Annotated in this window: 14 protein-coding genes; 10 read left to right on the top strand and 4 right to left on the bottom strand. The window is 60.5% G+C overall.

What is annotated here, in order from left to right:
* The first annotated feature begins 167 nt into the window (after positions 1–167).
* A complete protein-coding gene (locus NXC14_RS29440; RefSeq protein WP_085781550.1) occupies positions 168–1,502 on the top strand; it encodes an LLM class flavin-dependent oxidoreductase in 1,335 nt (444 codons plus the stop codon).
* Positions 1,503–1,520: 18 nt separating this feature from the next.
* Here NXC14_RS29440 and NXC14_RS29435 read toward each other — a convergent pair whose 3' ends face one another.
* Genes NXC14_RS29435 through NXC14_RS29425 form a run of 3 tightly spaced genes read right to left on the bottom strand, consistent with a single transcriptional unit; the run spans position 1,521 to position 3,334 of the window.
* Positions 1,521–1,952 (bottom strand): type II toxin-antitoxin system VapC family toxin, encoded by a 432-nt coding sequence (locus NXC14_RS29435; RefSeq protein ID WP_085781549.1) that lies wholly within the window; start codon positions 1,950–1,952, stop codon positions 1,521–1,523.
* The gene (locus tag NXC14_RS29430; protein WP_198175596.1) at positions 1,952–2,203 is read right to left on the bottom strand and encodes a type II toxin-antitoxin system Phd/YefM family antitoxin; all 252 of its coding nucleotides are present in this window, start codon (positions 2,201–2,203) and stop codon (positions 1,952–1,954) included. The genes NXC14_RS29435 and NXC14_RS29430 overlap by 1 nt, the downstream gene beginning before the upstream one ends.
* Positions 2,204–2,248: 45 nt before the next feature.
* Positions 2,249–3,334, bottom strand: coding sequence for a substrate-binding domain-containing protein (locus tag NXC14_RS29425; RefSeq protein WP_085781547.1), 1,086 nt, complete (start codon positions 3,332–3,334; stop codon positions 2,249–2,251).
* Positions 3,335–3,443: 109 nt separating this feature from the next.
* On the opposite strand from NXC14_RS29425, the gene NXC14_RS29420 reads away from it, so the two are divergent.
* From NXC14_RS29420 to NXC14_RS29380, 9 genes are all read left to right on the top strand, one after another.
* A complete protein-coding gene (locus tag NXC14_RS29420) occupies positions 3,444–4,478 on the top strand; it encodes a Gfo/Idh/MocA family oxidoreductase (protein ID WP_085781546.1) in 1,035 nt (344 codons plus the stop codon).
* Positions 4,479–4,489: 11 nt separating this feature from the next.
* Positions 4,490–5,389: a sugar phosphate isomerase/epimerase gene (locus NXC14_RS29415; RefSeq protein ID WP_085781545.1), complete on the top strand. Its 900-nt coding sequence runs from the start codon at positions 4,490–4,492 to the stop codon at positions 5,387–5,389.
* 104 nt (positions 5,390–5,493) lie between these two features.
* Complete coding sequence (locus tag NXC14_RS29410) at positions 5,494–6,756, top strand: extracellular solute-binding protein (protein ID WP_085781544.1); 1,263 nt, start codon at positions 5,494–5,496, stop codon at positions 6,754–6,756.
* Between the two features lie 66 nt (positions 6,757–6,822).
* On the top strand, positions 6,823–7,731 hold the full coding sequence (locus NXC14_RS29405) for a sugar ABC transporter permease (RefSeq protein ID WP_085781543.1): 909 nt from the start codon (positions 6,823–6,825) through the stop codon (positions 7,729–7,731).
* A gap of 3 nt (positions 7,732–7,734) precedes the next feature.
* Complete coding sequence (locus NXC14_RS29400) at positions 7,735–8,622, top strand: carbohydrate ABC transporter permease (RefSeq protein WP_085781542.1); 888 nt, start codon at positions 7,735–7,737, stop codon at positions 8,620–8,622.
* Positions 8,623–8,683: 61 nt separating this feature from the next.
* A complete protein-coding gene (locus NXC14_RS29395) occupies positions 8,684–9,760 on the top strand; it encodes an ABC transporter ATP-binding protein (protein ID WP_085781541.1) in 1,077 nt (358 codons plus the stop codon).
* Between the two features lie 106 nt (positions 9,761–9,866).
* Positions 9,867–10,700: an inositol monophosphatase family protein gene (locus tag NXC14_RS29390; protein WP_085781540.1), complete on the top strand. Its 834-nt coding sequence runs from the start codon at positions 9,867–9,869 to the stop codon at positions 10,698–10,700.
* 80 nt (positions 10,701–10,780) lie between these two features.
* Positions 10,781–11,290 carry a peptide-methionine (S)-S-oxide reductase MsrA gene (msrA, locus tag NXC14_RS29385; RefSeq protein ID WP_085781539.1) on the top strand — a complete coding sequence of 170 codons (510 nt, stop codon included), beginning with the start codon at positions 10,781–10,783 and terminating at the stop codon, positions 11,288–11,290.
* 81 nt (positions 11,291–11,371) lie between these two features.
* The gene (locus NXC14_RS29380) at positions 11,372–12,163 is read left to right on the top strand and encodes a class I SAM-dependent methyltransferase (protein ID WP_085781538.1); all 792 of its coding nucleotides are present in this window, start codon (positions 11,372–11,374) and stop codon (positions 12,161–12,163) included.
* Here the strand turns inward: NXC14_RS29380 and NXC14_RS29375 are convergent.
* Positions 12,157–13,446 (bottom strand): amidohydrolase family protein, encoded by a 1,290-nt coding sequence (locus tag NXC14_RS29375; RefSeq protein ID WP_085781537.1) that lies wholly within the window; start codon positions 13,444–13,446, stop codon positions 12,157–12,159. The two genes, NXC14_RS29380 and NXC14_RS29375, sit on opposite strands and share 7 nt — an antisense overlap.
* Position 13,447: the final 1 nt, after the last annotated feature.

Below are 13,447 nucleotides of genomic sequence, written 5' to 3'. Positions count from 1 at the left end.
CGCGCCATTACGGTCTGGGAGGAAGGGTCGCGCTGCGGTGCCACTTGGAACGCCGGAAAAGTTTGCGGCTGAAAATGCCGCTTGCGGCCTCGATTTGATTTCATCGCATTCCTACGTATCCGAGATCCGGGGCAGGCGTCCGCCGTGCCCAATCCATGAGGAACATCATGACCCCACGGCAGTTGCGCCTCGGCGCTTTCATGCGTCCCGTCAGTCTGCACACAGGCGCATGGCGCTATCCCGGCTCCTATCCCGACGCCAACTTCAATTTCGCACACCTGAAATCCTTCGCGCAGGCGTTGGAACGGGCGAAGTTCGACGCCTTTTTCATGGCCGATCACCTCGCCGTGCTGAATATGCCGGTCGAGGCCCTGAGGCGCAGCCACACCGTGACCTCCTTCGAGCCGTTCACGCTGCTGTCTGCGCTGGCGGCGGTGACGGAGCGCATCGGCCTCGTCGCGACCGCTTCCACCACATTCGACGAGCCCTATCACATCGCCCGGCGATTTGCCTCGCTCGACCATATCAGCGGTGGCCGTGCCGGCTGGAACATCGTCACCACGTCCAATCCAGACGCCGCGCTCAATTTCGGCCTAGACGAGCACGTGGAGCATGGCGAGCGTTATCATCGTGCGCGCGAATTCTTTGATGTCGTGACCGGTCTTTGGGACAGCTTCGCCGATGATGCCTTCATCCGAGACCGGGAAAGCGGCCTGTTCTTCGATCCGGAAAAGATGCACGTGCTTAACCACAAGGGCGAAGAACTGAGCGTTCGCGGGCCGCTTAACATTGCCCGCCCGCCGCAAGGCTGGCCTGTCATCGTGCAGGCCGGCCAGTCCGATCCCGGCCGTCAGCTCGCAGCCGAGACCGCCGAAGTGGTTTTCTGTTCGCCGCGCGAACTGACCGCGGGCAAGGCGCTCTATGCCGATATCAAGGGGCGCATGCAAGCAATCGGCCGTGATCGCGACCATCTCAAGATCCTGCCGGCCGCCTTCGTCATCGTCGGTGACAGCATCGAGGAGGCCCGCGCCAAACGCGCCACCCTCGACAGCCTTGTGCATTACGACAGCGCCATCGCCTCGCTGTCGATCGCGCTCGGCCATGATGTTTCCGGCTTCGATCCCGACGCGCCGCTGCCGGCCGATATTCCCGACACCAATGCCAGCAAGACTGGCCGGGCACAGGTGCTGAAGCTCGCCGCCGAGGAGAAGCTGACCGTTCGCCAGCTGGCGCAGCGTTATGGCGGTTATGCCGGCCTTGCCTTCGTCGGCACGCCGGCAAGCATCGCGGACGAGATGGAACTATGGCTGGAGGAAGAAGGCTCGGACGGCTTCAACATCGTCTTCCCCTACCTGCCGCAGGGCCTCACCGACGTCACCGAAGGGCTGGTTCCCGAGTTGCAGCGCCGCGGCCTGTTCCGCAGCGAATACGAGGGCACCACACTGCGCGAGCATCTCGGATTGCCACGGCCGGAGAACCGGTTTTTCGCCGCAGGCGCATGAACAACGGCTCGCGAGTGCTCAACCCGGCGTGCCGGCAAAGCGCCAGGGATCGATGCATTCGACCCCGAGCGGGATGAAATGCACAACATTGCGCGTCACGAGTTTCAGCCCGTGCTCCAGCGCCGTGGCGGCGATCATCGCATCGGCGGAGGGACGCTTATCTGCGGTCGGCAGGAGACCGGCTCGGCTTGCCGTCGCGGTATCGAAGGGTAGGATGCGTCCGGCGAATTCCGCCAGCACGATCTCGTCCATCCAGCGGCGAAGATCCTCGGCGAAGCCGGGATCCCTTGTCCGCTCACGCTGGATGCCGAACTGGATTTCCATGATCGTGATCGCCGAGAGATAGGCTTCGGCAACGGAAAATTCCTTCATGAAGTCTTGGAATTCCTGCGCCTGCCGTTCGACCCTGCGCGCAGCGGAAATGATATTCGTATCGAGCAGGAATGCCATCAGAACTCGACGGTCCTGCCGTCGAAGCCAAGCCGCTCAGGCTCGAATTCTCGCTCATCCGCCCGAGGATCGCGCAATGCCGCAAAGAGCGTCTTCGGCGCTTTCCAATTCGCCTGGAATTCGGCGTAGCTGACAAGCACATAGGCTGCCTCGCCATGATCGGTGATCACGAGCGGCCGCTCATTCGCCTCTTTCTTCGCCTTGCTCGGATTCTGGTTGAAGGCGGCGCTGGTCATGAAGGACATTCTCATCGAAAGATCCATACTACATTTATGCTCAAATATACTACATCGTGTCTACTTTGCAAGACGATCAGGCTGGAGCCCGACCTCAAACGTGTCGCTCTCGCCCGGTACCAGTTCCAGCGGCCAGATGATGTTGCGGCCGCCATCCGGATAGGAGGCGCGATAGGCCGGCATGTTGGAGAGCAGCATCTGGCCGAGCGCGATGCCGAGATCGTAGAGCGACATGCGGAAGCAGCTGAGCGAGGGCTGCAGGAAGCGCGCGCGGGGGGCATCGCGGAAGCCGATCACCGCGAGATCGCGGCCGATCCGAATGCCCGACTCCATCAGCCGGCGGTAAAGGCCGAGCGCCATCAGCTCGTAGATCAGGATGACCGCGGTCGGCCGATCTTCAAGCTGCAGAAGTTCATGCGCTGCCTGATAGCCGCCTTGCTCGCTCGACTTGACACGAATGACGAGCGACGGATCGAAACGGATGCAGTGCCGTTCGAGCGCACGGCGATAGCTGTCGACAAAGAGGTAGCCGAGATTGGCCTCGGTCGACGGCGCCGTGATGGCGATCCGGCGATGGCCGTGGGCAACCAGCCGTTCGACAGCACGTTCGGCGACGCCCTCGAAATCGAGATCGACCCAGGGAAACTTGCCGGGCGAAAGGCTGCGGCCGACAGCAACGAAGGGAATCTTGGCGCGCGAGAGAAGATCGATACGCCGATCGATTCGCTGCGTGTTGGAGATGATCATCGCATCGACGACACGTCGCGCCACCATCCGCTTGAGATATTCGCGCGGGTCCTCATCGGCCGGGCAGGGGAGCATCAGGAGGTCGAGCTTATGGCGGGCAAAGCAATGCTGCAGCCCGCTGGTAACCCCAAGGAAAAAGTTGTCGGCATTTTCGACCACTTCCTGGCTGGATTCAATCATCAAGCCGATGACCTTCGTTTCTCCCTGTCGAAGGCTCCGTCCCGACTGATTGGCGACGTAGCCGAGGTGTTCGGCCGCCGCCAGCACGCGCCGGCGGGTTTCCTCGTTCACGTCAGGTTTGTTGTTCAGCGCGCGGGAGACCGTGCCGATCGAGATATTTAGGTGTTGGGCAAGCTGGCGGATGCCTCTCGCTGCTGGCGCTTTTCCTCTGCTCCGCATTTTCGCTTTTTGCCTCTATTGACAGCATAAAATGTTTTCGCCTACAGTCGTAAACGTTTACGGGATGCGTGTCACCAGGAGAGTTGGCGCCATTCCCTCGGAGGAAATCGTGAAATTCAGTGCCATTCTGTGCGGGTGCGGAGCTATGTCCAAAGGTTGGTTGCGCGCCATCGCGTCCGACCCTCACCTCGCCGAGTCCATCACCATCGTCGGCCTTGTCGACCTGAACCGGGTGACGGCGGAAAAGCTCGCGGCCGAGTTCGGCCTGGAAGCCGCTGTCATCGGCTCTGACCTGTCCGAAGTTATTGCTGTCACGAGGGCCGATCTCGTCTTCGACATCGTCATTCCGTCCGCCCGGTACGATGTCGTTTCGATCGCACTCAAGGCCGGCTGCCACGTACTCAGCGAAAAGCCGATGGCGGCCTCGCTGGCCGAAGGCGCTGCGCTGATCAATCTCGCCGCAGAGACCGGCCGTATCCATGCCGTTATCCAGAACCGACGCTTCATACCGGGGGTCAGGCGCCTGCGCCGTTTCGTGGACAGCGGTGCGATCGGCGAGCTTACCGCCATTCACTGCGACTTCTTCCTCGCGCCGCATTTCGGCGGCTTCCGCGAAGAGATGGACAATGTGCTGCTGCTCGACATGGCGATCCATACCTTCGATGCGGCGCGCTACGTCGCGGACAAGAAGCCGCTCGCCGTCTATTGCGTCGAGCGGAACCCGAAGGGTTCCTGGTATCGGCATGGCGCCTCGGCAAACGCAATCTTCGAATTTTCCGATGATATCGTTTTCACCTATCGCGGCTCCTGGTGCGCCGAGGGTGAGCGCACCAGTTGGGAAAGTCAGTGGCGTCTCGTCGGCTCGAAGGGAATGTTGACCTGGGACGGCGAAGAGAATTTCAAGGCCGCCGTCGCCGGCGAGGAGCCGGGTCTGTTGCGCGGCTTTGTTTCCGTAAACGTTCCCGGTCCGGAACATGACGAGGAAACCCACGGCCACGCCAGCGTCATTGCCGATTTCATCGCGGCGATCCGCACGGGCAATCAGCCCGAGACCGTCAATTCCGACAATATCAGAAGCCTTGCGATGGTCTTCGGCGCGATCGAAAGCGCCAGGACAGGCCGGCGCATTGAAATTACAGCATAGGATCAACTGACGTGAGCAATCCTGCAAAATCCATTCGCATCGGCACCATGGTCAGCGGCAACAAGGGCGACGCCGCCACACGCATCGGCCAGATTGCCGAGCTGGGCTTCGAGAGCTTCGAACCGTTCTTCTGGCAGACGACGAAGGGACAGAACCTCGCCGAGCTCGGCAAGCGCTGCCTCGATGCGATCGGCGACCGCGACATCACCATTTCGACGCTCGGCATGTTCGGCAACCCGCTGGAAGAGGACGCGATCGACCAGGAGACGTTGCAGGGCTGGAAGGACTGCATCGACAACGCCCATCATTTCGGCGCCACCTGCGTCGCCGGCTTCACCGGCCGCATTCGCGGCAAGCCGCTGACTGACAGTCTGCCGCGCTACAAAGAGATCTGGAGCGAACTCGCCAAACGCGCCGCCGACAAAGGCCTCAAGATCGCTTTCGAGAACTGCGCCATGGATGGCAATTGGGCGAGTGGCGACTGGAATATCGCCCACAACCCGGATGCCTGGGAATTGATCTTCAACGAGACGCCGGATGATCATATCGGGCTGGAATGGGAACCCTGCCATCAGATGGTCTATCTGATCGATCCCATGCCGCAGATCCGCAAATGGGCGCACAAGATTTTCCACGTCCACGGCAAGGACGCGACCATCCGCTGGGAGGTCATCAAGGAACACGGCATCTTCGGCAAGGAGAAGTTCGTCTACATGCGCACGCCGGGCTTTGGCGACAGCAACTGGACCGACATTATCTCCGAACTGCGCCTTGCCGGCTGGTCCGGCTCGATCGACATCGAGGGCTGGCACGACCCGGTCTATCGCGACGAACTTGAGATGACTGGCCAGGTTCACGGGCTCAACTATCTAAAGAAATGCCGGGGCGGAGATTTCATTGTTGATCCCTGATCAACCGCCTAAAATGGAGCGCCGCCGGGCTGGGAGGCCGGGCGGGGCGCCATGACTGACTAACTTGTCTTTTCGCGGCGCAGCCGCTTTTTTGGGAGGAAGGCATGAAAAGAATTGCAACACTTGCGCTAGCACTCGGCACGGCGATGCTGATGACATCGATCGGCCATGCCGAACAGAAGACCTTCAAGATCTGGTGGTTCGAGGAGCCGACCACGGCTCAGGGCATTGTCTGGAAGAAGGCGCTCGAGGAGTTCAAGGGGAAACATCCTGATATCACCGTCAGCTTTGAGCAGAAGACCTTTCAGCAGTTGCAGGCCTCAGGCGGCATGATCCTCAATTCCGACCAGGCTCCTGACGTGCTCGAGTACAACAAGGGCAATGCGACCGCTGGCTTGGTTGCAAGCCAGGGATTGCTGACCAATCTGGATGACTACGTGAAGAAGGAGGGCTGGGACAAGATCCTTAACGAGGGCGATTTTGTCCTAAGCCGTTATGACGAAAAGGGCATCTATGGCTCCGGCCCTGTTTGGGGCGTCTCTGTTTTCGGCGAATATGTTTCGTGCTTCTACAATATTGACATGTTCGAAAAGGCAGGCCTCAAGCCGCCGACGACGCTTGAAGAGTGGGTCGCTGACTTGGAAGCCTTCAAGCAGAAAGGTATCACGCCTCTCGCGCTCGGCGCCATCGACACCAGTGGCCAGCACTTGCTTGCCTCTCTCGCCTACACCAAGGCCGATGACGCCTGGATCCAGAATTATCAGGGTTTAAAGGCCCCTCTCGACGGCGCGCCTTACCTCTATGCGGCGCAGACATTGGTCGACTGGGTTAGCAAGGGCTACATCAGCAAGGACTCCACGGGCATGAAGGACCCGGACGCTGCTCTGCTGTTTACCTCCGGCAAGGCACCGATGTACGTCTCGGGCACGTGGAATCTCGGCACCTTTGCCTCGACGATCAAGGACTTCAAGTGGGGTCAGTTCGTGATTCCGACGCCGAAATATTCTGTCGGCTCGACAGGCAATCTCTGGGTGGTTCCCAAGAGCAGCAAAAATCCCGACCTCGCCGCCGAGTGGATCAGCCTGACCTTGTCGCCGAAGTACCAAGCTGAACTCGGCAATGCGGGCGGCGTCCCGATCGCCGCTGATCTTTCCGCCATCACCAATCCCATCGGCAAGAACGCCGCAGCGGTTTTCAAGCAGATCTCTGACAAAAACGGCCTCGGCTTCTATCCTGACTGGCCGGTCCCCGGCTACTACGACGTGCTCAATCAGAAAGACACCGGCCTCTTCCAGGGCAGTCTGACTGCGGAGCAGTTCGTCGAAGAGATCAAGCAGGTCTACGACGACGCGCAGGAGAACCAGTAGCGCGACCTTGAACGCTGGGCTGCGCTCCGGCGCAGCCCATTGTGGTAGGGCTGAAGGAAGAATGACATGGCCATATCCAGCCAGCGATCGAGCGACGGGTCACAAAGCTATAGCCTCTACCTCATCCCGGGGGTGATCGGCTTCATTCTGATCGTGCTCATACCGCAGCTTGCTAATATCGGGCTGAGCTTCACGGCATGGAAAGGCGTTGGCACGCCGCGACCGGTCGGCCTGCAGAATTATCATCGCCTGCTTGCGGACGATCAATTCTGGGGATCGATGTATCACACGCTGCTGTTCATCGTCTCGATGACCGTGATACCCGTGTGCATCGGCCTGGTCCTGGCCGCTCTGCTGTTCGACTATGTCAGGGACCAATTCGGGGAATGGGTCTCAAGCTTCTTCAGGGCCGGTTTTTACTTGCCGCAGATCCTGCCAGTAACGGTCGCGGGCGTGCTCTGGGGCTGGATTCTCAACCCCGTCGGTGTCATCAACATCACGCTAAAGGCCATCGGCCTTGATAATCTTGCCCAGAACTGGATCGGCGATGCGACATACGCGCTTGCTGCCGTCTCGCTCGTTATTGTCTGGATACAGGTCGGTTATTGCTTGGTGGTTTTCATGGCCGGTCTTTCGCGCATCGACCCGTCTCTCTACGAGGCTGCCGACCTCGACGGGGCAAATTGGTGGAGCCGGCTGGTGACACTCACGATCCCACTCCTGGCGCCGGAGATTTTCGTCGTCGTGCTGACCACGCTTATCGCAGCGCTGAAAGTCTTTGCGCCAATCTTTGTCATCACCGCCGGCGGCCCCGACAACTCGACCCTGGTGCCATCCTATCTGACCTACTACCACTTCTTCACAACCCAACGCGTCGGCTATGCCGCAGCTATCGCGGTCGTGCAGACGACTCTGACGATCGCTTTGGCTGTGATTTTCCTACGCTTCCAGAGCCGGCAGGAGTCGAAGGGGTAGATCATGGCTTACTCAGTTCTCAGCGATGGTAAGACCAAGGCAAAGGCGACGGCGGCAGCCGATGGCGCGCGACGCGATTCCATGCGGTGGGTGGTGCTGGCGATCCTTATTCTACTCCTCGCCTTTACGCTCTTTCCCTTTTTCCTTGCTCTGCTCAACGCCTTCAAGGCGAGCGCCGAATACGCAGTCGGCGGACCGCTTTCAATTCCCAGGTCGATCGATCTCACGGCGATCGAGAAATTCTGGACGGTGTCTGATTTCAGCCGCAAGCTGCTCAACAGTGTGGTGATCAGTCTCGCTGTTTCGGTATTAGGGGTATTGATAAGCCTGTTCAACGCCTATGCGATTGGAGTCGGCAAGGTGCCGGGGTCGCGCGTGATTTTGGTGGTCTTTCTTCTCGGCATTATGGTGCCGCAGGAGTCTATCATTTACCCGCTTTACTACATGGCGAAAGCTAGCGGCCTCTACGATACACAGCTTTCCGTGATCATCATTTTTGCGGTCCTGCAAAGCGCTTTTGGGACTTACCTGCTCTCGACCGTGCTGAGTACCTTTCCCAAGGAAATCCTTGAAGCGGCGGAGATGGATGGCTCGACCCACTGGAAGACGCTTTGGTTCGTAGTCGTCCCGGTGCTGAGACCTACGCTCATGGTCCTCGGAACCTTCTTTTTCATCTGGACCTGGAACGAATTCTTGATCCCGCTCGTCATGCTGGTGTCCAACAACAACCAGACGGTCTCGGTTGCAATGGGCCTTACCCGCGGACAGAACATGTCGGACCCGGTGCTGCAGGCCTCGGCCGCTTTCCTGGGTATAATACCGACCGTGATCTTCTTCTTGATCTTCCAGCGTACCCTAACACGCGGCATCGCCGCCGGAGCGGTCAAGTGACCACGTTTTTCACCCTTGACCATCTCATCGGTCCCGTTTGGGGGCCAGCAAGGTTTTCGGTATGAGCCAGGACATCCAAATCGAACTCTCGGGCGTCGAGAAGCACTACGGCGCTTTTCACGCCCTTAAGAACGTCAACCTTTCAATTCCCAAGGGCACGTTCGTGGCGCTGGTCGGCCCGTCCGGATGCGGTAAGTCCACGTTGCTCCGTTCGCTTGCCGGGCTGGAAAAAATTACCGGCGGTACGCTGAAGATTGCCGGCAAGGTGATGAACGACGTGCCGCCGCGGGCACGCGATATAGCCATGGTTTTTCAGAGTTACGCCCTCTATCCGCATATGACGGTAGAACAGAATCTGACCTATTCGCTGAAAATGCACGGCGTCCCTAAGGCCGAAGCAAAAAAGAAAGCCGAGGAAGTCGCTGTTATCACCGGTCTTTCCCGGCTGCTCGACCGTTATCCGCGCCAGCTCTCCGGGGGCCAACGGCAGCGCGTCGCCATGGGCCGCGCCATTATCCGCAATCCCCAGGCCTTCCTATTCGACGAGCCGCTTTCCAACCTTGATGCTGCGCTACGTGTCTCGATGCGCAAGGAAATCCGCGCCCTGCACGACCGGCTGGGCGCTACCTTCGTTTACGTCACGCACGACCAGGTCGAGGCGATGACGATGGCCGATCATGTGGTTGTCATGCGTGACGGCATCATCGAACAGCAGGGCGCGCCGCTTGACCTATACGACCGTCCGGCCAACCGCTTCGTCGCCGGCTTCATCGGCTCGCCGGCGATGAATTTCATTCCCGCCGTCGCTGCCGAAGACGGCAAGAGCCTTGTATTGGATTTCGGAGCGGTGAAGCAGAGGCTTGCGATAGCACGCGTGGTCGAACCTGGACGTAAGCTCGTCGCAGGCATCCGGCCGGAGCATATCGAGGTGGTCGCGCCCGGGCAGGGCAGCTTCGACGTGCCGATCGCCTTTGTCGAGTCGACAGGCTCCTCGACCTTCATCGTCGCAGCGACGCAGCCGGAACTGACGATCGTCGAGACGCGGCGCGACAAGGTCAGACCAGGAGAGATGATCGGACTATCGGTCGATCCGGCCCAAGTCCATCTCTTTGACGCATCGACCGAGCGCCTGATATAAGACCCGTCAGGCGCGGACAGCTTCAAAAAACCCTCACCGGTCTCTGCGAAGGGAGTGGCTCCGCACGATTCACTTCGTTCATATCTGCAGCATCCGGATTTTCTTCATGGCATCCTCCCCGACATCAGCGCGCCTATCCCCGAACGCGTCGCCCCGCCTCATCGTGCTTGCCGAAACGGTGTTGAAGGCGGGCGAGACGGCCCGAGCCTCCCTACGGCGGCGGACATCCGGGGAAATGCTGGCCAAGGCGCCCCGCGATTACCAGACCGAGATCGATGTCGCGGTCGAGCGTATCATCGTCGAGGAGCTTACGAAGGCCTTTCCCGATTATGCCATCCAGGGCGAGGAGGCTGTCGGCAACCGCACGGCCGGGCCGGAGACGCCGATCATCTACATCGACCCGATCGACGGCACGACCAATTACGCCTGGGGCCTCCCGCATTTCGGTATCACGATCTCGATCGCCGAAGGCAGCAGGCAGGTGGTCGGCGTCGTCTATGATGCCATGCAGGACGAGCTCTTCAGCGCCGAGATCGGCGGCGGCGCCTATCTCAATGGCGAGCGCATCCGTTGCGCCGATGTCGGCGACATCGAGAACGTGCTGATCGGCGCCGGCCTGCCCATCCCGGGCCAGGTCAAGGCGGTGGCGGAAGACAGCTATTTCGAAGCCATCAAGCGCCTTATGGCGAATACGGCAGGCGTGCGTCGCCTGGGCTCGGCAGCGCTGTCGATCGCCTATGTCGCCTGCGGCCGGCTGGACGGCTTCTTCGAGGACGGCCTCTCGATCCATGATTTCGGCGCTTCGGCGCTGATGGTCGAAGAGGCCGGCGGCATAGTCACGCGTTTTTCCGGCGCGACAGTCGACGGCGCTGGAGACATCCTAGCCGCCAGCAGGGCGCTGCATCCCTGGCTCAGGGAGGGTTTCCAGATTAGGACATAAGCCGCCGCGGCCGGCGGATTTCCATCTTATGGAAATCGGCGACGTGAGACACTATCTCATGGCAAACAAGGAGACCTCCAATGACCGAAGAACGTGCAGTGCTCGCCGGCGGTTGCTTCTGGGGCATGCAGGACCTCATCCGCCGCTACAAGGGCGTGATCTCGACCCGCGTCGGCTATACTGGCGGCGATGTGCCGAATGCCACCTACCGCAACCACGGTACCCATGCCGAGGCGATCGAGATCATCTTCGACCCCGCCCGGATCACCTACCGTGAAATCCTCGAATTCTTCTTCCAGATCCACGATCCGACCACACGCAACCGCCAGGGCAACGACGTCGGCACGAGCTATCGCTCAGCGATCTTCTATGTCAGCCCGGAGCAGGAGCGCGTCGCTAGGGACACGATCGCCGATGTCGATGCTTCGGGCCTGTGGCCCGGCAAGGTCGTCACCGAAGTTGTGCCGGCCGGCGATTTCTGGGAGGCCGAACCCGAGCACCAGGATTATCTGGAGCGGATCCCGAACGGCTATACCTGCCACTTCGTCCGGCCCGGCTGGAAACTGCCGGCCCGCCAGAAGATCGCCTGATACCGCTCATGGATGCCGGGAGGAACTCCGGCATTCTCATCAAACCGATGATCGAAGCTCACGCGAAGCAGAGTCAGTGTCATGGCGTTCGATCGTGCCGATTTTTACGATGCAGAATTGGCGCGCCATAACCGGCACCTTCGGGATGCTGCCGATGTCGGCGCGGATGACCGGGTGCTCGATATCGGCTGCGGTGCGGGGCAGACGACGCGTGAAGCCGCCCGCGCCGCGTCTCAAGGAGAAGCGGTCGGTGTGGATATTTCCGTAGAGATGCTCCAGATCGCAAGGCGACGGAGCGCTGCGGAGGGTTTGCGAAATGTGGTGTTCGAGCAGGCAGACGCGCAATTCCACGCCTTTCCGGCTGCCAGTTTCGACCTCTGCATCAGCCGGTTCGGCGTGATGTTTTTTGCCGATCCGGCAGCGGCCTTAGCCAACATCGGTCGGGCTATGCGTCCGGGCGCGCGCCTTGTGTGGATGGTGTGGCAGAGCGCGGAGCGAAACGAGTGGTCCGGCGCCATCCGCCGAGCCCTGGCGGCGCCGGCTGCGGTTTCTACGGATACTCCCGATCCCTTTTCGCTCAGTGATCCCGCTGTTGCGACCAACCTTATGCGCGCAGCAGGCTTTGCCTCGATTGACTTTATCGAGGTGCGAGAGCCGGTCTTCTATGGACCAGATGTCAATGCGGCGTCTGATGCGCTCGCCGGTCTTTATCTTGTGAAGGACGCGCTTGCGCATACCGGTGAACCGCCCGGCAAAGCGCTGCAGCGACTGCGCGATTTGCTGGAGGCGCATATGACGCCGGAGGGGGTGTTCTTCGACTCCCGCGCCTGGATCATCACAGCTCGCCGAGCAGGCGTCGATACGTCTCAATAGCGCGGTGCGTAATCCAGGCCGCCGTCGATCCGGGCCGGACGCCCATCCAGGAAAAGCTCGCCGATGCGCGGCGCCGAGCGGGCGATGACCTTGCCGCGGCGGATCACCGCCAGCCGGTTCGGCTTCAGCCGCAGCGCCTCCAGCGTGTCGCGCGCCTGGAGGATGACGAGGTCGGCGTTGCATCCCTTATCCAGGCCGTAGTCTGCAAGTCCCATCGTCTTCGCCGAGTTGACTGTCAGCGCGTCGAAGATCTTCTTCTTATCGTCGATGCCGGCCATCTGCGCGACATGGATCGCCATATGGCCGACCTCCAGCATGTCGCCCGATCCCATCGAATACCACGGATCCATGACGCAATCGTGCCCGAAGGAGACATTCAGCCCCGCATCCATCAATTCCCTCACGCGGGTCATGCCGCGGCGCTTGGGGTAAGTATCGTGCCGGCCCTGTAGCATGATGTTGATCAGTGGATTGGGGATGACGTTGATTTCAGCCTCCGCCATCAGCGGGATAAGCTTGGAGACATAATAATTGTCCATCGAGTGCATCGAGGTCAGATGCGAGCCTGCGACACGTCCCTGCAGGCCGAAGCGGATGGTCTCAGCCGCCAGCGTTTCGATATGGCGCGACAGCGGATCGTCGGTTTCATCGCAATGCATGTCGACCGGCAGGCCGCGATCGGCAGCGATGCGGCAGAGCGCCTCGACCGAGGCCGTCCCTTCGCCCATCGTCCGTTCGAAGTGCGGAATGCCGCCGACGATGTCGACGCCCATGTCGAGGGCGCGGTTGAGTGCGTCGATTGCACCCGGCGAACGGTAATAACCGTCCTGCGGAAAGGCGACCAGTTGCAGGTCGATATAGGGCGCGACCCTTTCGCGGACCTCGATCATCGCCTCGACGGTCACCAGCCTGGGATCGCTGGTATCGACATGGCTGCGGATGAAGAGCAGGCCTTGCGTCACCGCCAGATCGCAATAGCGCAGCGCACGATCGACCAGCTCTTCCCTCGTCACGATCGGGCGCAGCTCGCCCCACAGCGCGATACCTTCGAGCAAAGTGCCGGAGACGTTCATGCGCGGCAGGCCGAGCGACAGGGTAGCGTCCATATGAAAATGAGGATCGACGAAAGGCGGGCTGACCAGCCTGCCGGTGGCGTCGATTTCTTCGCCCGCTTGAGCTTGGAGATTACCCTCGACGGCAGCGATCCTGCCGCCCTCAATGCCGATGTCGATGCCGCTGCGGCCATCGGGAAGATTTGCGTTTCGGACGATCAGATCGAACATC

Source organism: Rhizobium sp. NXC14 (assembly GCF_002117485.1).
Lineage (GTDB): Bacteria > Pseudomonadota > Alphaproteobacteria > Rhizobiales > Rhizobiaceae > Rhizobium.
Note: the sequence above shows the minus strand (reverse complement) of the source record. Positions and strands in the feature narration are given on the sequence as shown.